The 17,807-nt window shown below is 66.0% G+C and carries 14 protein-coding genes; 7 read left to right on the top strand and 7 right to left on the bottom strand.

Annotated features, from left to right (window positions below; all coding sequences use genetic code 11):
* Positions 1-6: 6 nt before the first annotated feature.
* Entirely contained in the window at positions 7-741 is a 735-nt protein-coding gene (locus tag Herbaro_RS10845) for an ABC transporter ATP-binding protein (RefSeq protein ID WP_275013831.1), read from the bottom strand.
* Here Herbaro_RS10845 and Herbaro_RS10840 point away from each other — a divergent pair.
* Positions 740-1,408, top strand: coding sequence for an arylesterase (locus tag Herbaro_RS10840; RefSeq protein ID WP_275013830.1), 669 nt, complete (start codon positions 740-742; stop codon positions 1,406-1,408). The genes Herbaro_RS10845 and Herbaro_RS10840 overlap by 2 nt on opposite strands.
* A 70-nt stretch (positions 1,409-1,478) precedes the next feature.
* Here Herbaro_RS10840 and Herbaro_RS10835 read toward each other — a convergent pair whose 3' ends face one another.
* The 3 genes from Herbaro_RS10835 to Herbaro_RS10825 form a co-directional block, all read right to left on the bottom strand.
* Entirely contained in the window at positions 1,479-2,198 is a 720-nt protein-coding gene (locus tag Herbaro_RS10835) for a glutamine amidotransferase (RefSeq protein WP_275013829.1), read from the bottom strand.
* 461 nt (positions 2,199-2,659) lie between these two features.
* Positions 2,660-4,579: a SurA N-terminal domain-containing protein gene (locus Herbaro_RS10830; RefSeq protein WP_275013828.1), complete on the bottom strand. Its 1,920-nt coding sequence runs from the start codon at positions 4,577-4,579 to the stop codon at positions 2,660-2,662.
* 211 nt (positions 4,580-4,790) lie between these two features.
* Positions 4,791-5,303: a TonB C-terminal domain-containing protein gene (locus tag Herbaro_RS10825; RefSeq protein WP_275013827.1), complete on the bottom strand. Its 513-nt coding sequence runs from the start codon at positions 5,301-5,303 to the stop codon at positions 4,791-4,793.
* A 333-nt stretch (positions 5,304-5,636) separates the two neighbouring features.
* Here Herbaro_RS10825 and Herbaro_RS10820 point away from each other — a divergent pair, with 333 nt between their 5' ends.
* The 4 genes from Herbaro_RS10820 to Herbaro_RS10805 all read left to right on the top strand — a co-directional run bounded on the left by Herbaro_RS10820 (position 5,637) and on the right by Herbaro_RS10805 (position 11,035).
* Positions 5,637-6,797: a putative 2-aminoethylphosphonate ABC transporter ATP-binding protein gene (locus Herbaro_RS10820; RefSeq protein ID WP_275013826.1), complete on the top strand. Its 1,161-nt coding sequence runs from the start codon at positions 5,637-5,639 to the stop codon at positions 6,795-6,797.
* Between the two features lie 16 nt (positions 6,798-6,813).
* Positions 6,814-8,583 carry a putative 2-aminoethylphosphonate ABC transporter permease subunit gene (locus Herbaro_RS10815; protein ID WP_446719319.1) on the top strand — a complete coding sequence of 590 codons (1,770 nt, stop codon included), beginning with the start codon at positions 6,814-6,816 and terminating at the stop codon, positions 8,581-8,583.
* 70 nt (positions 8,584-8,653) lie between these two features.
* Positions 8,654-9,688 (top strand): putative 2-aminoethylphosphonate ABC transporter substrate-binding protein, encoded by a 1,035-nt coding sequence (locus Herbaro_RS10810; protein WP_275013825.1) that lies wholly within the window; start codon positions 8,654-8,656, stop codon positions 9,686-9,688.
* Between the two features lie 150 nt (positions 9,689-9,838).
* Complete coding sequence (locus Herbaro_RS10805; protein ID WP_275013824.1) at positions 9,839-11,035, top strand: TIGR03364 family FAD-dependent oxidoreductase; 1,197 nt, start codon at positions 9,839-9,841, stop codon at positions 11,033-11,035.
* A gap of 222 nt (positions 11,036-11,257) precedes the next feature.
* Here the strand turns inward: Herbaro_RS10805 and Herbaro_RS10800 are convergent, their stop codons facing one another.
* From Herbaro_RS10800 to leuC, 3 genes are all read right to left on the bottom strand, one after another.
* On the bottom strand, positions 11,258-12,580 hold the full coding sequence (locus Herbaro_RS10800; protein ID WP_275013823.1) for a 2-hydroxycarboxylate transporter family protein: 1,323 nt from the start codon (positions 12,578-12,580) through the stop codon (positions 11,258-11,260).
* Positions 12,581-12,670: 90 nt separating this feature from the next.
* On the bottom strand, positions 12,671-13,318 hold the full coding sequence (gene leuD, locus Herbaro_RS10795; RefSeq protein WP_275013822.1) for a 3-isopropylmalate dehydratase small subunit: 648 nt from the start codon (positions 13,316-13,318) through the stop codon (positions 12,671-12,673).
* Positions 13,305-14,744: a 3-isopropylmalate dehydratase large subunit gene (leuC, locus tag Herbaro_RS10790; protein ID WP_275013821.1), complete on the bottom strand. Its 1,440-nt coding sequence runs from the start codon at positions 14,742-14,744 to the stop codon at positions 13,305-13,307. The genes leuD and leuC overlap by 14 nt, the downstream gene beginning before the upstream one ends.
* Positions 14,745-14,875: 131 nt before the next feature.
* Between leuC and Herbaro_RS10785 the strand changes: the two genes are divergently transcribed.
* Together Herbaro_RS10785 and Herbaro_RS10780 are read left to right on the top strand one after the other, a co-directional pair.
* Positions 14,876-15,766 carry a LysR family transcriptional regulator gene (locus Herbaro_RS10785; RefSeq protein ID WP_275013820.1) on the top strand — a complete coding sequence of 297 codons (891 nt, stop codon included), beginning with the start codon at positions 14,876-14,878 and terminating at the stop codon, positions 15,764-15,766.
* 340 nt (positions 15,767-16,106) lie between these two features.
* Positions 16,107-17,774 (top strand): MFS transporter, encoded by a 1,668-nt coding sequence (locus Herbaro_RS10780; RefSeq protein WP_275013819.1) that lies wholly within the window; start codon positions 16,107-16,109, stop codon positions 17,772-17,774.
* Positions 17,775-17,807: the final 33 nt, after the last annotated feature.

The raw sequence follows: 17,807 nt of genomic DNA, 5'->3' as shown, positions 1-17,807 counted from the left end.
CCCTGCCTAGGCCAGGCGGCCCGCGGCGATCGTGATGGTGCGCGCGCAGCGCGCGGCGATGGAACTGTCGTGGGTGACCAGCACCAGCGTGGAGCCGCGCTCCTGGTTCAACTCGAACATCAGCCTGATCACCGCCTCGCCGGTGGCCGCGTCGAGGCTGCCGGTAGGCTCATCGGCGAACAGCAGCGGCGGCTCGGTGACGAAGGCGCGCGCCAGCGCCACGCGCTGCTGCTCCCCGCCCGAGAGGTACTTGGGATAGTGCTTCAGGCGCGCGCCCAGGCCGACCCGTTCCAGCATCTTGCCGGCCCTCTCTCGCGCCTGCGCGTCGCCGCGCAGCTCCAGCGGCAGCATCACGTTCTCCAGCGCGTTCAGGTGACCGAGCAGCTGGAAGGACTGGAACACGAAGCCCAGCTTGCGCTTGCGCAGCATGGCGCGGCCGTCTTCATCGAGCCGGTAGATGTCTTCGCCGTCGAGCCGCACGGAACCTTCGCTGGGCGTATCCAGTCCAGCCAACAGGCCCAGCAGCGTGGACTTGCCGGAGCCGGAGGCGCCGACGATGGCCACCGTGGTGCCGGCGGCCACGGTAAAATCGATGCCGGAAAGAATGGTGAGCTGGCCGGATTCGGCTGAGGCATCGGCAACGCGTTTGGATAACTGAAGGACTTCGATGGCAGGCACGGCGGAAGCGGCGGGATTGACAGGATCGGCAGGATTGGCGAAATCGGAAATGGCGGCGGGCATGCAGGGCATTCGGGCAAGAAAGTCCACAACGGTGGCAGCGCTTTGGCGCACAGGCGCGCGGCTGCTGGCGGGCGTCGCCCTGGCGCTGGCGGCGACGAGCGCTTATTCTGCCCCAAAAACCCTGCTCGTGCTCGGCGACAGCCTCTCCGCCGAATACGGCCTGGAGCGCGGCCGCGGCTGGACCCAGCTGCTGCAGCAACGCCTGAAGGAAAACAAGGTCGACGCCGTGGTGATGAACTCCAGCATCAGCGGCGACACCACCATCGGCGGCAAGAACCGCCTGCCGGCCCTGCTGGAAAAGAACAAGCCCGACGTGGTCGTGATCGAACTGGGCAGCAACGACGCGCTGCGCGGGCTGCAGTTGAAGACCACCCAGGACAACCTGCAGGCGATGATAGACGCGGCGCGCCGGAACAAGGCCAAGGTGCTGCTGGTGGGCATGCAGATCCCGCCCAATTACGGCCCGGATTACACGCGCCGCTTCTCCGACATGTTCCAGGCCCTGGCCAAGCAGAACAAGGCGCCTCTGGTGCCCTTCTTCATGGATGGCATCGCCGCCAACATGGAGCTGTTCCAGGCCGACCGCATCCACCCCAACGAACAAGCCCAGCCGATGCTGCTGGACAACGTCTGGCCGCACCTGAAGCCGCTGGTCGGCCTGAAATAAACCCCATCAACAAAAAGCCCCTGTCGCCTGGATCCGGGACAGGGGCTTTTTCATTATGGCCGGCCGCGCCTCAGTGCCGCGCGTACAGCTCCAGGAACCGCCGCAGCAGCCCGGTCGATTGCGGCGTCTCGCTGACCTTGTCGCACAGCGCGCGGGCATCGATGCCGCAGCCGCGATAGACCTCCGCGTAGTAGTTCAGGTGGGCCCGCACGAAGGCCGGCGAGAACTCGGGATGAAACTGGGTCGAGTAGACGTTGTGCTTGTGCTTGATCACGTGGTGCGGATCCATGGGCGAGCGCGCCATGACGATCGCATCCTTGGGCGGACGCAGCACCGACTGCATGTGCAGCATGTGGGCCGGGAACTGCTCCGGCAGCACGCCCAGCAATTCATCCTTGCGGCAGCAGTCGAAGGTTTCCACGTGCATGGTGCCGGCGGCCCGGCCGGCCGGGTTGTAGCCGACCTCGCCGCCGAAGGCGTAGGTCAGCAGCTGGTGGCCGTAGCAGATGCCGAACATCGGCGTATCTTGCCTGGCGGCGTCGCGTATCCATTCGGCGGTGCGCTCGCTCCAGTCCTCCTTGTCGGTGACCATGGCCGGCGAGCCGGTGATGAAGACGGCGCGGTAGGACTCGGGAGAACCCAGCTCCTCGCCTTCGTACACGGTAATGGTCTGGATGTCGCTGTCGCACAAGCCGGCAGCGCATCGGATCTGCTGCGCATAGCCGCCGTAGCTGCTTCTGAGGGTTTGGTTGGAATCGCCGGTTTGGATGATCAGGACTGGGGCAGGCATAAAAGCGTGGTCGATATTCAATGGCAGAACATTGCATCGGAAAATTTCCCCGGGGAATTTTCATGCGATGCCTTTCGAATGCGACTGGAGGCAGCGACAACTCTACGGCAGCCGGACAATTCTGAAACGACGCAAACCATCTCCAGGATGACAAGGAAGTGCACGCCGGGAACAAAAATGCCGGCGCCCCGGTGGCTGATGCGGCAGAAAATTAATCGTCCGGCAACAATGCCCGGGCGCTGGGACAGCCCTGGATTGTCGCCGGCGCTCCCTCCCCGGCTCCCTCGCGCCTCCCGCGGGAATGCGTCGCAGGTTCCCATGATGAAACAAAAAAGGCCGCTGGAAAAGCGGCCTTTCTATATTTTTTAGCAAATTGTCGCGCCCATGCCTACAGCTCACCGGCATGGGGCGGCGCGGGCGCATCGCTCACGAATACGGTGCGCCCATTGCCCGGCGATGCATCACTTTGCCGCGTCGTCGGCGCTGACCGAAGCGGCGCCCTTCAACAGCTTGGTCTTGGCCTTCTCGCGCAGGTAGCCCAGGTAGGCCAGCGCTTCCTGTTGCGACAGGGCGTTGGCGATCTGGTCCTGCTCGGTCTTGCGGCGGGCGGCGTCGACCGCCTTGGGCTGCTCGACCTTGGTCACGCGGTAGATCTGGTAACCCAGGCCCGGGGTCTCGGCGCCGGTGTAGGCCGGCAGCTTGGCGGTGTCGACCTTCATCACGGCGTTGAAGGCTTCCTCGGTCCAGCCTTCGGCCTTCACGCGCGAGACCACCTTGGCGTCGCTGAAGCCGGCGCCGTCATCCTTGCCCTGCAGCTCGGCCAGGCGCGCCTTGCCGGCCTTGGTCGCCAGCGCCTGCTCTTCCTGCAGCAGTACGGACTTCTGCACGTCGGCCTTGACCTCGTCGAACGGACGCTTGGCCACCGGCTTGTACTCGGTGATGCGGCCGGCGATCAGGGTATTGGGCGCAGGCTGCACGGCTTCGGTGTTGTGCTTGCCCTTGATCACGTCGTCGGTGAACAGCGCGGCCAGGAACTTGGCGTTGTTGTACGGCGCCGCGCCGGCGGCCGGGTTGGGCACGCGCATCAGGCCGCTGGCGGTCTGGATCTTCAGCTTGAGCTTGTCGGAGACGGCCTTCAGGCTGTCGCCGTTTTCATAGACCAGGTTGCCGAACTGGTCGGCCAGCTCGGAATACTTCTTGGCCGCGATCTGCTTCTTGATCTCGCCGGCGATCTCATCCTTCACGGCTTCCAGCGGCTTGACGGCCGCGGGCTTGATGCCGGTCACCTCGATCACGTGGTAGCCGAAGTCGGACTCCACCGGATCGCTGATCTCGCCCTGCTTCAGGCTGAAGGCGGCATCCTCGAAGGACTTGACCATCGCGCCGTGGCCGAAGAAGCCGAGGTCGCCGCCGTTTTCGGCCGAGCCCGGATCCTGGGAATTGGCCTTGGCCAGCCTGGCGAAGTCCGCCGGGTTCTTGCGCAGCTGCGCCACCAGGCCATCGGCCTTGGTCTTGGCGGCGGCCTTGTCGGCTGCCGAAGCATCCTTCTTGACCGCGATCAGGATATGGCTGGCGCGACGCTGCTCGTCGGTCGAATACTGCTTCTTGTTCTGCTCGTAGTAGGACTTGACGTCGTCGTCGGTCACCGCCGACTGCGCGGCCACGGCAGCGGCGTCCAGCACCACGTATTCGATGCTGGCGGTCTCCGGCGTTTCGAAGCGGCGGCCGTTCTTGTCATAGTAGGCCTGCAGCATTTCGTCGGTCACCTTGACCTGGGCGGCATAGGCATCCGGCTTGAAGTTCAGCATCTGCACCGTGCGCTCCTGGTCGTTCAGGTCCGACAGCTTGTCGGACACCGTGCGCGGCGCGAAGGCGGTAGTCTGGATCGCGGCGTTGAGCTGCTGCAGCGCCATCTCGCGACGCAGGCCGGCTTCGTAGCTCTTGGGGGTCAGGCCTTGCGCGGCCAGCAGCACGCGGTACTGCTCGTTGTCGAACGAACCGTCCGGCTTGGTCAGGCCCGGGATCTGCAGGATGCTCTGCTGCAGCACCTGGTCGGGCACCACCAGCTTGTTGGCCACCACTTCGGCGCCCAGCGCGCGTTGCGCGATCAGGTTGTCCAGGATGGCGCGGCGCGTCTCGGCCGTGTCAAACAACTTGGCGTCGAACTGGTTGCCGTAGACCTGGCGCATGCGATCGAGCTGCTGGCGATGCGCGGCATCCCATTCTTCCTTGGTGATGGTCTGGCCGGCCACCTTGGCCACGCCGTTGTCGTCGGTCAGGCGGCTGTAGCCTTCCAGGCCGAAGAACGCGAACGACGGGAAGATGAACAGCAACAGCAGGAACTGCATCAGGCGCTGGTGGGTACGAATGAATTCAAACATGAATAGCCAATCAATAAACGATCCGGTCAATGAAGGTGCGTCCCTTCGCCGCTCCCGGTCCGATGGACGCGGGTAATAAAAAAGGCGAACTCGCGTTCGCCTCGATGCGGCGGAGCGGAAAACCGCCCAGGCAGGCACTCAGTCGTGCACGCGCGACATTATACACATGCCAATGCCTTGCGGCATCTTGCGCGGCCCGCGCGCGGCATGCTCAGCGGTCGATCTGCGCCAGCGCCACGCTGCGCAGCTGGAAGCGGCCGTCATTGTTGAACAGCCAACTCTCCGAGAGCTCGATGCGGCCATGGCTCAGCAAGGCCTCCGGCGGCTTGGGGAAAGGCGCGGTGCTCTTCAGGCTGCCCATGGCGCTGGCCTCGGCGTGCTTGTCCTTGTTGCTGCGCAGGATCTCGCTCTTGACCAGGTTGCCGTCGCGGTCGACGACGTACTTGATCACAATCACCGAGCGCAGCAAGGCCTGCGGCCGCTCCACGTAGACGCTGGTGAAATTGACCTGCGAGATGCGCTTGGCCAGGTCGACCTTGTAGCCGTCCACGGTGGTGGCGGTGGAGGTGCCGTCCTCGGTGGTCTTCTTCTGCTCGATGATGGACTTGGCCAGCTCGTCACGCTGCTCCTTGGTGCTTTCCGGCGCCGAACAGGCCGCCAGCAGCAGCGCGATGCCCAGGCCGCCGCGCGCCAGGCGGCGCGCCCCGCTTGCTTGATTGATCATTGTTGTTCTCCTCGTTACCCCGTTTCACCGACCGCCGGCGGCTTGCGCAACGGCAAGCTTGCCTTGCGTTCAATGCCTTCTTCTGCTGCTGGAAATTCGACCATTTTCCGTCCTCGCGATTCCCTCCTCGTGGCCCGCCGCGATGCGTAAAAAGCATCATCCATAACTCCAGGCTATAGATCGGATATCGCCCCGCTATTGCAGGGGGGACTGTCATCCAGCAGTCATATTTGCTACGTAACATCCGCTTGCCTTGAGACCGGCAACGCCTCGCAAATGCGCTACGGCACTGCGTTCCGGCAACAGAAGAACATTCGGCAGCGTAGCGGCGACATGCCGCGCCAACAGCGAGACCACTTCCAGATGACGCAGACCACCTCCCCCGCATCGGCCCACCGGCATCACGGCCATGAAGATGGCAACGACGCCTTCCTCTCGGTGCGCGACATCGAGAAACGCTTCGGCGCCTTCAGCGCGCTGGACCGCGTTTCGCTGGAGGTCAGGCAAGGCGAGATGGTCTGCCTGCTGGGCCCCTCCGGTTGCGGCAAGACCACCCTGCTGCGCACCATCGCCGGCCTGGAGCGCCAGGATGCAGGCCGCCTGTACGCCGGCGGACGCGACATCTCGCTGCTGCCGCCGCAGTCGCGCGACTACGGCATCCTGTTCCAGTCCTACGCGCTGTTCCCCAATCTTACCGTGGAAGACAATGTCGCCTACGGCCTGAACAGCGGCGCCGGCCAACGCAAGCTGGACCGCCGCCAAAAGCAGGCGCGCGTGGCCGAGATGCTGGGCATGGTGGGGCTATCGGGCAGCGAACGCAAGTACCCCGGCCAGTTGTCCGGCGGCCAGCAGCAGCGCGTGGCCCTGGCGCGCGCGCTGGCGGCCTCGCCTTCGCTGCTGCTGCTCGACGAGCCGCTCTCGGCGCTGGACGCCCAGGTGCGCGAGCACCTGCAGCTGGAGATCCGCCGGCTGCAAAAGGAATTCCGCATCACCACCCTGATGGTCACGCACGACCAGGAGGAAGCGATGGTGATGGCCGACCGCATCGCCGTCATGAACCGCGGCCGCATCGAGCAGTTCGGCACGCCCGGCGAGATCTATCGCCGCCCGGCCTCGCCCTTCGTGGCGGATTTCATCGGCCAATCCAACTGGCTGCCCTTCACCCGCATCTCGGGCTCGCAGGTGGCGGTCGGCTCGCTCCAGCTGGAGATCAGGCCGGAGGAAGAAGAGCTGGCCAGCGGCCGCCTGTTCTGCCGTCCGGAGGCGATCGACCTGTTCCCCGGCGAGGCCGCCGCCAACCGTTTCCGCGCCCGCGTGACCGATCGCATCTACCTCGGCAACCGCTACCGCCTGGCGCTGGCGGCCGATGCGCTGCCCGGGCACACCTTGCTGGCCGACGTCATGGGGGAGGCCCATGAGCGCATCGACGCCATGCACGGCGGCGACGGCATCTGGATCTCGCTGCCGCGCCAGGCGCTGCAGGTCTTCGTCTGAACCCGGGCGCGACATTATGAATCCTTCCGCCTCCACGCCCGCCAATGCATCCCTGCCCGCCATGACCGCCAAGGCCAGGCATGCCGATGCGCCATCACGCCCGCCGCACCGGCTGGACGGCAGCCAGCTGCTCAGTTCCGGCCTCAAGTGGCTGCTGCTGGCGGCGCTGCTGGTGGCGCTGGGCTGCCCGCTGCTGTTCATCCTCGGCCAGGCGGTATTGACGCCCGACGGCGCCTGGGCCGGCAGCGCGCCGTTCGCGCGGCTGTTCTCCAACATCAATTTCCTGCCCATGCTGGGCCGCAGCCTGTGGGTGTCCTTCGTCACCGCCGCGCTCACCGTGCCGCTGGCCTACGCCTTCGCCTATGCGCTGCAGCGCACCTGCCTCCCGTTCAAGGGCATGTGGCGCGGCATCGGCCTCTTGCCGCTGCTGGCGCCTTCGCTGCTGCCGGGCATCGCGCTGATCTACCTGTTCGGCAACCAGGGGCTGTTCAAGGAATTGATGAACGGCGGCATCTACGGCTTCTGGGGCATCCTGCTGGGCGAGGTGTTCTACACCTTCCCGCACGCGCTGATGATCCTGCTGTCGGCGCTGTCGCAGGCCGACGGCCGCCTCTACGACGCCGCCTCCGCCATGGGCGCGTCGCGCTGGCGCACCTTCGTCAGCGTCACGCTGCCGGCCACCCGCTACGGCATCTTCGGCGCCTTCTGCCTGGTCTTCACGCTCACCATCACCGACTTCGGCGTGCCCAAGATCGCCGGCGGCGCCTACAGCGTGCTGGCGGTGGAAGCCTACAAGGCGGTGGTCGGCCAGCAGCAGTTCGGACGCGGCGCGCTGATCGGCCTGCTGCTGCTGGTGCCGGCGGTGCTGACCTTCGCCGTGGACGCCTGGCTGCAGCGCCGCCAGCGGGCCCAGATGAGCAGCCGCTCCGAGGCCTACGTACCGCGCCCCGACTGGCGCCGCGACGGCTTGAACCTGCTGGCCGTGCTGCTGATCTCGGCCGCCATCGTGCTCATGATCGCCGTCGCCATGGGCGCCTCGCTGGTCAAGCTGTGGCCCTACAACCTGGCGCTGACGCTGCAGCACTACGACTTCGACAACATGGACGGCGGCGGCTGGCTGGCCTACCGGAACAGCCTGAAACTGGCCTGCGGCACCAGCGTGGCGGGCACCATCGTCATCTTCACCGGCGCCTGGCTGATGGAGAAGACGCGCGGCCCGGCGCGGCTGGGCGCGGTGCTGAGCCCGCTGCTGCGTTTCCTGTGCTTCCTGCCGATGGCCGTGCCCGGCCTGGTGCTGGGCCTGGGCAGCCTGCTGTTCTTCAACCACCCGGCCAATCCGTTCAACTTCCTGTACGGCACCATGGCCCTGCTGGTGCTGTGCTCGGTGGTGCACTTCTACACCACCGCGCACCTGACCGCGGTCACCGCGCTGAAGCAGCTCGATCCCGAGTTCGAGGCCGCCTCGCTGTCGCTGAAGGTGCCGCTGCTCAAGACCTTCGTGCGCGTCACCGTGCCGCTGTGCCTGCCCTCGCTGCTGGAGATTTTCCGCTACCTGTTCGTGTCGTCGATGACCACGGTCTCGGCAGTGATCTTCCTGTACCGCCCCGACACCGTGCTGGCCTCGGTCGCCGTGCTGAACATGGACGACGCCGGCGACGTCGGCCCGGCCGCGGCGATGTCCACGCTGATCCTGCTGACCTCGGCGGCGGCGTCGCTGCTGATGCACTTCGCCGGCAGCGGCTTTGTGGCGCGCGCCCAGGCATGGCGCCGCGGCCGCAATCATTGATCGACGACTTACCGTTTCTCCCTCCGCGTTCCACGGACGCTTTTTCAACCCAGCCCATCCAAAGGCCATCATGAAAAAAACCAAGCTGTTCACACTGCTCGCATCGGTCATCGGCGCAGGCATGCTGCTCTCGGCACAGGGCGCCCACGCCGCCACCACGCTGACGGTCTACACCGCGCTCGAAGCGGACCAGATCAAGGCCTACCAGGCGGCGTTCCAAAAGGCCAACCCGGACATCGAAATCAAGTGGGTGCGCGACTCCACCGGCATCGTCACCGCCAAGCTGATGGCCGAGAAGGCCAACCCGCAAGCCGACGTGATCTGGGGCCTGGCCGCCACCAGCCTGGCGCTGCTGGACAAGGAAGGCATGCTGACCGCCTATGCGCCCAAGGGCCTGTCGGCGATCGACGCCAAGTACCGCAGCGCCGCCAACCCGCCGGCATGGGTGGGCATGGACGTGTGGGCCTCGGCCATCTGCTTCAACACCGTGGAAGCGCAGAAGCAGGGCCTGCCCAAGCCGACCTCCTGGGCCGACCTGACCAAGCCGGTCTACGCCGGCAAGATCGTGATGCCGCATCCGGCATCAAGCGGCACCGGCTACCTGGACGTCTCGGCCTGGCTGCAGATGATGGGCGAAGACAAGGGCTGGGCCTACATGGACGCCCTGCACAAGAACATCGGCCAGTACACCCACTCCGGCTCCAAGCCCTGCAAGCAGGCCGCCACCGGCGAGTTCCCGATCGGCATCGCGTTTGAATACCGCGCCGTGAAGACCAAGAAGGAAGGCGCGCCGATAGACGTGATCCTGCCAGCCGAAGGCCTGGGCTGGGACATCGAAGCCACCGCCATCGTCAAGGGCACCAAGAACCTGGAAGCCGCCAAGAAACTGGCCGACTTCTCGGCCAGCAAGGACGCCATGGCCCTGTATGAAAAGAACTTCGCCGTGGTCGCCATCCCGGGCGTAGCCAAGCCTGACGAGCTGCTGCCGGCCGACTACGAGAAGCGCCTGGTCAAGAACGACTTCACCTGGGCCAGCACCAACCGCGACCGTATCCTGACCGAGTGGAGCAAGCGCTACGAAAGCAAGGCCGAGAAGAAGCAGTAAGCCTTCGTCTCACCTTGCAGCAATACCCATGCCGCCGCGGCGGCATGCGGGGAGGACGTGCCGGCGCGCCGGCACGCAGACGGACGACGACAGAACGTCCGCACAGAACAGGCCGTACACATCTCGCAAACAGAATCCGATGGAGCATCCATGAGCAGCAACGATTCCAATCACTTCGACCTGGCCGTCGTCGGCTCCGGCATCCTGGGCCTGGCGCACGCCTACGCCGCGGTCAAGCGCGGCCTGCGCGTGGCCGTGTTCGAGCGCACCGGCACGCCGCTGGGCGCCTCGATCCGCAACTTCGGCATGGGACTGGTCACGGGCCAGCCGCCCGGCATCATGCTCGACCTGGCGCGCGAAAGCCGCGCCCTCTGGCTGCACCTGGCCGCGCGCGCCAACTTCAGCGCGCGTGAGGCCGGCACCTTGCTGTTCGCCCGCACCGCCGCCGAACACGATGTGCTGCAGGAGTTCATGATCGTGCGCGCTCGCCAATACGAATACCGCGCCTCGCTGCTGCAGGGCGAGAAGCTGGACGCGCTCTACGGCGGCCGCTTCCGCCATCACCGTTCGGCCCTGCACGGCACCGAGGACCTGCAGCTGTATTCGCGCGAGGCGATGCCGGCGCTGGTGGCCTACCTGCATTCGCAGGGCGTGCATTTCCGTTTCAACACGCTGGTGCACGGCGCCGGCGACGGCCGCCTCTCGACCACCGCCGGCGAGTTTCGCGCCGAGCGCGTGATCGTCTGCTCGGGCCACGACTACATGACCCTGTTCGCCGACACGCTGCAGCCGATGAACCTGAAGCAGTGCCGCCTGCAGATGCTGCGCCTGAAGACCAGGGAGACGCTGCCGCTGACCCATGCGGTGCTGACCGGCCTGTCCTGCACGCACTACGGCGCCTTCTCCGACCTGCCCACCGCGCGCGCGGTGCACGCCGAGATCGAGGCTACCGCCCCGCTGCTCAACAAGCACGGCATCCACCTGCTGGTCAGCCCGACGCCGTACCAGGAGCTGATCGTGGGCGACTCGCACCACTACGGCGTCGACTCGCCGCCGTTCAACAGCGAAGAGGTCGACGAGCTGATGCTGGACCTGGTGGAGCACACGCTGGCCACCCGCGTCGACGTGGTCGAGCGCTGGCAAGGGGTGTACGGCAGCAAGGGCCCCGGCCCGTTCTCGGCGCTGGCCATCGACGACAAGACCTCGGTGGTGCTGATGCATACCGGCATCGGCATGAGCGTGGGACTGGGTCTGGGTGAGCGTGTGGTGAAAGCGTTGCTGGAGGGGGACGCGCTGCCGTCGGGCAACCCGGCGACGGCGCCCTTGCCGACCACGGCGCTGGCGTGAAGCCGGCGCGGGGGCGACAGGGAGTGGAATGACATGACTCGAACGCGCGGAGATGCAATCCCTGTCGTTCCTGCGAAAGCAGGAACCCAGCGTCGTCCAGCAGTCGTCAAAGCATGACAGACGTCACTGGATTCCGGTTTTCGCCGGGACCACAGGCGATGAGATAACTCAAAGTGAGGAGACGCAAGCCGCCTCCTCCTTGCCAGCCCCGCTGCCGCCAACTCAGTAAAAAAACTTCATCAGCACGGTCGCCACCACCACCATCGCCGCCCCGCCGATGCGCGTGGAAATCTGCGCGAACGGCATCAGCCCCATGCGGTTGGACGACGACAGGATGGCCACGTCGCCGGTGCCGCCCAAGCCGCTGTGGCAGGCGGTGACGATGGCCGACTCCACCGGATACATCTTTAGCCAGGCGCCGACGAAGAAGCCGGCCGCCACCATGGACAGCACGATCACCGCGCAAATCACGAAGTAGGCCGGCGAGAACGCCGCCACCAGCTTGTCCCACGAGACGAACAGCGTGCCCAGGCCGACCAGGATGGCGAAGGTCAGGTTGGTCGACATGAACTTGTACATCTGGTACGCGCCCACTTCCATGCTCTCGGGAATCGCGCGCCCCACCTTCAGCAGCGCCGCCGCCACGATCATCAGCACCGGGCCGGGGATGCCGGTCAGCGGCGCCAGCAGTTCACCCAGGATGAACAGCGTGCAGCCCAGCAGCAGGCCCGCGCCCATCAGCTTCAGGTCGAGCGGGGCATCGTCCTTCTTCTCGCGCAGCAGTTCCTGGTCTTCGCCGCTGCGCACCAGCACGCCCTCGCCGCTGTACTGGCGGTATTTCTCGCCGAACCGCTTGAGCAAGCCGGCCGAGAGGATGGCCACCACGTTGCCGATCAAGGCGGCGGGAACCAGCGAGGCGATCAGGTCTCCCTGCGGCGTGCCGAGGATGTGCGAATAGCCGATCGATAGCGGCAGCACGCCCTCGCCGATGCCGCCGCCCAGGATGGGCACGACGATGAAGAAGAAGGTGTGCTTGGGGTCGTAGCCGAAGGCCAGCCCCACCAGCATCCCGGCGGCCACCGCGGCGGCGGTGCCGGCCAGCAGCGGCACGAACATCTTCAGGAAGCCCTGGATCAGGATCTTGCGGTTCATGCCCAGGATGCTGCCGGCCACCAGGCAGGCGATATAGAGGTACTGCAGATTGGCCGTCTTCATCGTGGTGGTGATGGTCTTCAAGGCGGCCGGATCCATCAGCTTGCAGCCGATCAGGGCCGACGGCACGAACAGGCACAGGATGGCCGGCCCGCCGATGTGGCGCAGCAGCGGGATGCGGCGGCCGATCTCGGACAGCAGCAGCCCGGCCAGCATCAGCACGGCGAAGCCGCCGATCATGTCGTTGGGCAGGCGCCCCGTGGCAATGGCCAGCGCCGTCACCAGCGTGACGGCGGCAAACATGGTCAATGGCATGCCGCCGATACGAACCTGCGTGATTGCAAAGCGGCGGGCGAGCGCCGGCGCGTCCTGGCGGACGGTGGTGGTTTCCATCGTTGTCTCCTGTCGGTGTTGGAATGCCGGCCCGCCGTCGCGGACCGGTGTGCCGTCATGCGGCGGCTTGAAACCGGCCTCGGGCCGGCTTCAGGCGGGTGTTGCCGACGCCTGCTGGCGCGGCAGGTCAATCTGCATCCACGGGTTCTGCGCCCGGTGCCGGTCTTCGAAGGCGTCGATGGCGCCGGCGTCGGCCAGCGTCATGCCTATCATGTCCAGCCCTTCGGTGAACATGCGCTTCTGGCGCGGCGGCAACTCGAAGGCGTATTCGGCACCGTCGGCGGCCAGCACGCGCTGGCGCAGCAGGTCGATACTGAGTTCTTGCGATCCGGCGCGGCTCACCGTCGCCGCCAGCTCGGCCACGGCTGGCGCCTCCAGCGTCACCAGCAGCAGGCGATTGTTTTGCGCATTGAAGTAGAAGATCTCGCCGAAGCTGGGCGCGATCACCGCCTCGATGCCGGCCTGCATCAGCCCCCATACCGCATGCTCGCGGCTGGAACCGCAGCCGAAGTTGGCGCCGGCCACCAGGATGCGCGCCCCCTGGTATGCGGGGCGGTTGAGCACGAAGTCCGGGCGCGGCTTTCCTTCGCCGTCCATGCGCAGGTCGTACAGCACGCCGCGCGCCAGGCCGCTCTTGTCGATGCCCAGCAGGAATTGCTTGGGCATGATCTGGTCGGTGTCGAGGTTGTCGATGGTCAGCGGCGCGGCGATGCCGGCCACGGTGTCACGCTTGCTCATGGCTGAACTCCTTGCGTACGTCGACGATGCGGCCGGCCAGCGCGGCGGCGGCGGCCATCGCCGGGCTCATCAGGTGGGTGCGGGCGCCGCGTCCCTGGCGCCCCTCGAAATTGCGGTTGGTGGTGGAGGCGCAGCGCGCGCCCGGCGCAAGCACGTCGTCGTTCATGGCCAGGCACATCGAGCAGCCCGGCTGGCGCCATTCGAAGCCGGCCGCCACCAGCGCCTGCGCCACCCCTTCGCGCTCGGCCTGCTCGCGCACGCGGCCGGAGCCCGGCACCACCATGGCGCGCACGCCGGCGGCCACCTTGCGCCCACGCACCACGGCCGCGACCGCGCGCAAGTCCTCGATGCGGGCATTGGTGCAGGAGCCGATGAAGACGTGATCGACCGCCAAGCCGTCGATCGCCGCGCCCGCCTCCAAGCCCATGTAATCCAGCGCCTTGACGGCGTTGGCCTGCTCCACCGGCTGGCCCGGCAGCGCCGGGATGCGGCCGCCCACGGGTATCGCCTGGTCGGGGCTGGTGCCCCAGGTGACGTAGGGGGCGACGTCGGCGGCGTCGAAGCGGTGCTCGATATCGAACACGGCATCGGCATCCGACTTCAGGGAGAACCACGCCCGGCTCGCCGCCGCGATCGCCTCGGGCGACATGTCGCGAATGCGCTCGGCGACGTAGCGCGCGCTGACCTCGTCGGGCGCCACCAGCGCGCCGCGCGCGCCGGCTTCCACCGTCATGTTGCACAGGGTCATGCGGGCCTCGGCCGAGAGCGCCCCGATGGCCTCGCCGCAATATTCGACCGCGTAGCCGCGCGCGCCCTGGGCGCCGATGCGGGCGATGATATAGAGCACCAGGTCCTTGGCGGTGACGCCGGCGGCGAGCTTGCCATCGACGCGGATGCGCATGTCGCCGGCGACGCGGTAGATCAGCGTCTGCGTGGCCAGCACGTGCTCGACCTCTGAGGTACCGATGCCGAAACCGAGCGCGCCCAGCGCGCCGTAGGTGGTGGTGTGGCTGTCGCCGCACAGCACCACCATGCCCGGGCGGATCAGGCCGATCTCGGGCGCCACCACGTGTTCGATACCCTGCTCGCGATCCTGCACGTCGAACAGGTGGATGCCGTGCTTGATGCAGTTGCGCGTGAAGTTGGAAGCTTGCCGCGCGGCGGCGTCGATCATGATGGTGCGTTCGCCGCGCGCCACCGGATGGGTCGGGATCACGTGGTCGACGATGCCCATCTGTTTTTGCGGGCAGCGTACCGGCAGGTTCTTCTCGGCCAGCCCGGCGAAAGCCTGCGGGCTGGTGTACTCGTTCATGATGTGCAGGTCGGCATACAGGGCGACGTGCTGTTCATCGACCCGGAACACGGTGTGGCTGTCCACGATCTTCCGGTACAGGGTCTTGGGGGGCTTTGTTGCGCTTGCTGCCACGATTCCTCCTGGTGCGCCATGCGATGGAATTCATCGCTTCCTCTGGCGAAACCAGTGTAACTTCACATCCATTGCCACATAATGCATACTCATTTAAGCCATTCTTAAATTCAGCTTAACAATAAACGTCCATGGATGCGATCAGCGATCTCGAGTTCTTCACCCGCCTGGTGCGCTACGGCAGCCTATCGGCGCTGGCGCGCGACATGGGCGTGACGCCGCCGGCGGTCAGCGCGCGCCTGGCGGTGCTGGAGAAGCGATTGGGCGTGCGCCTGCTCAACCGCACCACGCGGCGGCTGGCGATGACGCAGGAGGGCGAGCTCTACCTGAAAACCGGATCGAAGCTGCTGGAAGAAGTGCAGGAACTCGAACGCATGGTCTCGAGCAGCCGCGAGGTGCCGCGCGGGCTGTTGAAGGTGAACGCCACCTTCGGCTTCGGCCGGCGCCACATCGCGCCGGCGCTGTCGGAATTCCGCCGGCGCTATCCCGAGGTCGACGTGCAGCTGGATTTGACCGACCGCCCGATGAACCTGGCCGAAGCCGCCTTCGACGTCGGCATCCGCTTCGGCGAACTGCCCGACTCGCGGCTGGTGGCGCGCCGCCTGGCTTCCAACCGGCGCTTCATCTGCGGCGCGCCGGCCTATCTCGACGGACAAGGCGAACCGCAGTCGCCGGACGACCTGCGCGGCCATCGCTGCATCGTCCTGCGCGAGAACGACACCGCCTACGGCACTTGGCATTTCAGCCGCGGCAAGCGCCAGCAGACCGTGAAGGTGCACGGCGCGATGAGCAGCAACGACGGCGAAGCCACGCTGCAATGGGCGTTGGACGGCCACGGCCTGCTGCTGCGCTCGCAATGGGACGTGCAGCAGTACATCGACGCCGGCCGCCTGCGCCGCGTGCTGCCGGAATGGGAGCTGCCGCCGGCCGACATCTACGCGGTCTATCCCGAGCGCCTGAACCTGTCGGCCAAGGTGCGCGTGTTCGTCGACTTCCTCGAGAAATCGGTCAGTTTCGCCTGAACAGGAAATGCGAGCGCAGCGCGCGGATCGCTGCGCCGCAAAACCGCGCCGCCTCCCGCAACACCGCGCCGGATGGCGATTTTTTTGCTGCGCCGCAGCTCATTTCCGCCCGTTCCCGCCTGTAAGCTTGTGTAAGTTTCAAGCAAGTCCTGCGTAAGGTTGGGGTCGCACACTCGCGCCGTGGACTAGTGGGCCATTACGCAAGCAATGCGGAGCAAATACCGCACATTTGTGTATCCGGGGATGGCTGTCGCATCGATCACATCATCTCTGCTGCGTTCTTGCATAACGCCCCATTCGGCCATGTTCCGAATACCCTATTAAAACCAAGGAGACCAGCATGACGACAGCATCAGTCAACAAGACTGCGCGCGGCATCACACCTGAAGAGCGGAAAGTCATCTTCGCTTCTTCGCTCGGCACCGTTTTCGAATGGTACGACTTCTACCTGTACGGCTCGCTCGCAGCGATCATCGCCAAACAATTCTTCGCCGGCACCGATCCCAACACCGCGTTCATCTTCGCGCTGCTGGCGTTTGCCGCAGGCTTCATCGTGCGCCCCTTCGGCGCGCTGGTGTTCGGCCGCCTGGGCGACCTGGTGGGACGCAAGTACACCTTCCTGGTGACCATCCTGATCATGGGCGCGTCGACCTTCATCGTCGGCATCCTGCCCAATTACAACTCGATCGGCATCACCGCCCCGATCATCCTGATCATCCTGCGCATCCTGCAAGGCCTGGCGCTGGGCGGCGAGTACGGCGGCGCAGCCACCTATGTGGCCGAACACGCGCCTGAGGGCCGCCGCGGCGCCTTCACCGCGTGGATCCAGACCACCGCTACCCTGGGCCTGTTCCTGTCGCTGCTGGTGATCCTGGGCGTGCGCACCTCGGTGGGCGAAGCCGCCTTCGCCGAATGGGGCTGGCGCATTCCCTTCCTGGTCTCCATCCTGCTGCTGGCCATCTCGGTGTGGATCCGCATGTCCATGAACGAGTCGCCGGCCTTCGTCAAGATGAAGTCGGAAGGCAAGGTCTCGAAGGCTCCGCTGACCGAAGCCTTCGGCCAATGGAAGAACCTGAAACTGGTGATCCTGGCGCTGGTGGGCCTGACCGCCGGCCAGGCCGTGGTGTGGTACACCGGCCAGTTCTACGCGCTGTTCTTCCTGACCCAGTCGCTCAAGGTCGACGGCGCCACCGCCAACATCCTGATCGCGGCGGCCCTGCTGCTGGCGACGCCGTTCTTCCTGTTCTTCGGCTCGCTGTCCGACAAGATCGGCCGCAAGCCCATCATCCTGGGCGGCTGCCTGATCGCCGCGGTGACCTACTTCCCGATCTTCAACGGCCTGACCCACTTCGCCAACCCGGCGCTGGAAGCCGCCCTGCAAAAGGCTCCGGTGATCGTGACCGCGGATCCGGCAAGCTGCCAGTTCCAGTTCAACCCGACCGGCACCAAGAAGTTCACGTCCTCGTGCGACATCGCCAAGGCCAAGCTGTCGGCCGCATCGGTGAACTACGAGAACGCGGTGGGTGCGCCCGGCTCGGTGGCCACCGTGAAGATCGGCGACAAGATCATCACCTCGTATGACGCCGCCGGCCTCTCGAAGGAAGATGCCGCCGCCAAGGACAAGGCCTTCTCCAAGGAACTGGCTGACGACATCAAGGCCGCCGGCTATCCGACCAAGGCCGATCCCGACCAGATCAACAAGCCCATGGTCCTGCTGCTGCTGTTCATCCTGGTGCTGTACGTGACCATGGTGTACGGCCCGATCGCCGCCGCCCTGGTGGAAATGTTCCCGACCCGCATCCGCTACACCTCGATGTCGATGCCTTACCACATTGGCAACGGCTGGTTCGGCGGCCTGCTGCCCACCACGTCCTTCGCGCTGGTGGCCTTCAAGGGCGACATCTACTACGGCCTGTGGTATCCGATCGTGATCGCCGTGATCACTGTCGTGATCGGCCTGTTCTTCGTCAAGGAAACCGTCCACAACGATATCTACGCCGCCGACTGAGCGCGCAGAAGCCCAGGTTCGCCGCCTTGCGCG

Source organism: Herbaspirillum sp. WKF16, assembly GCF_028993615.1.
Classification (GTDB): Bacteria; Pseudomonadota; Gammaproteobacteria; order Burkholderiales; family Burkholderiaceae_D; genus Herbaspirillum.
This window is presented reverse-complemented; position numbering and strand designations above follow the sequence as displayed.

Bases quoted from the DNA above. Each gene is read 5' to 3' on its own strand.
- Herbaro_RS10840 (WP_275013830.1), top strand. From the start codon at position 740: ATGCAGGGCATTCGGGCAAGAAAGTCCACAACGGTGGCAGCGCTTTGG.
- Herbaro_RS10845 (WP_275013831.1), bottom strand. From the start codon at position 741: ATGCCCGCCGCCATTTCCGATTTCGCCAATCCTGCCGATCCTGTCAAT.
- Herbaro_RS10835 (WP_275013829.1), bottom strand. From the start codon at position 2,198: ATGCCTGCCCCAGTCCTGATCATCCAAACCGGCGATTCCAACCAAACC.
- Herbaro_RS10830 (WP_275013828.1), bottom strand. From the start codon at position 4,579: ATGTTTGAATTCATTCGTACCCACCAGCGCCTGATGCAGTTCCTGCTG.
- Herbaro_RS10825 (WP_275013827.1), bottom strand. From the start codon at position 5,303: ATGATCAATCAAGCAAGCGGGGCGCGCCGCCTGGCGCGCGGCGGCCTG.
- Herbaro_RS10820 (WP_275013826.1), top strand. From the start codon at position 5,637: ATGCCGCGCCAACAGCGAGACCACTTCCAGATGACGCAGACCACCTCC.
- Herbaro_RS10815 (WP_446719319.1), top strand. From the start codon at position 6,814: ATGAATCCTTCCGCCTCCACGCCCGCCAATGCATCCCTGCCCGCCATG.
- Herbaro_RS10810 (WP_275013825.1), top strand. From the start codon at position 8,654: ATGAAAAAAACCAAGCTGTTCACACTGCTCGCATCGGTCATCGGCGCA.
- Herbaro_RS10805 (WP_275013824.1), top strand. From the start codon at position 9,839: ATGAGCAGCAACGATTCCAATCACTTCGACCTGGCCGTCGTCGGCTCC.
- Herbaro_RS10800 (WP_275013823.1), bottom strand. From the start codon at position 12,580: ATGGAAACCACCACCGTCCGCCAGGACGCGCCGGCGCTCGCCCGCCGC.
- leuD (WP_275013822.1), bottom strand. From the start codon at position 13,318: ATGAGCAAGCGTGACACCGTGGCCGGCATCGCCGCGCCGCTGACCATC.
- Herbaro_RS10785 (WP_275013820.1), top strand. From the start codon at position 14,876: ATGGATGCGATCAGCGATCTCGAGTTCTTCACCCGCCTGGTGCGCTAC.
- Herbaro_RS10780 (WP_275013819.1), top strand. From the start codon at position 16,107: ATGACGACAGCATCAGTCAACAAGACTGCGCGCGGCATCACACCTGAA.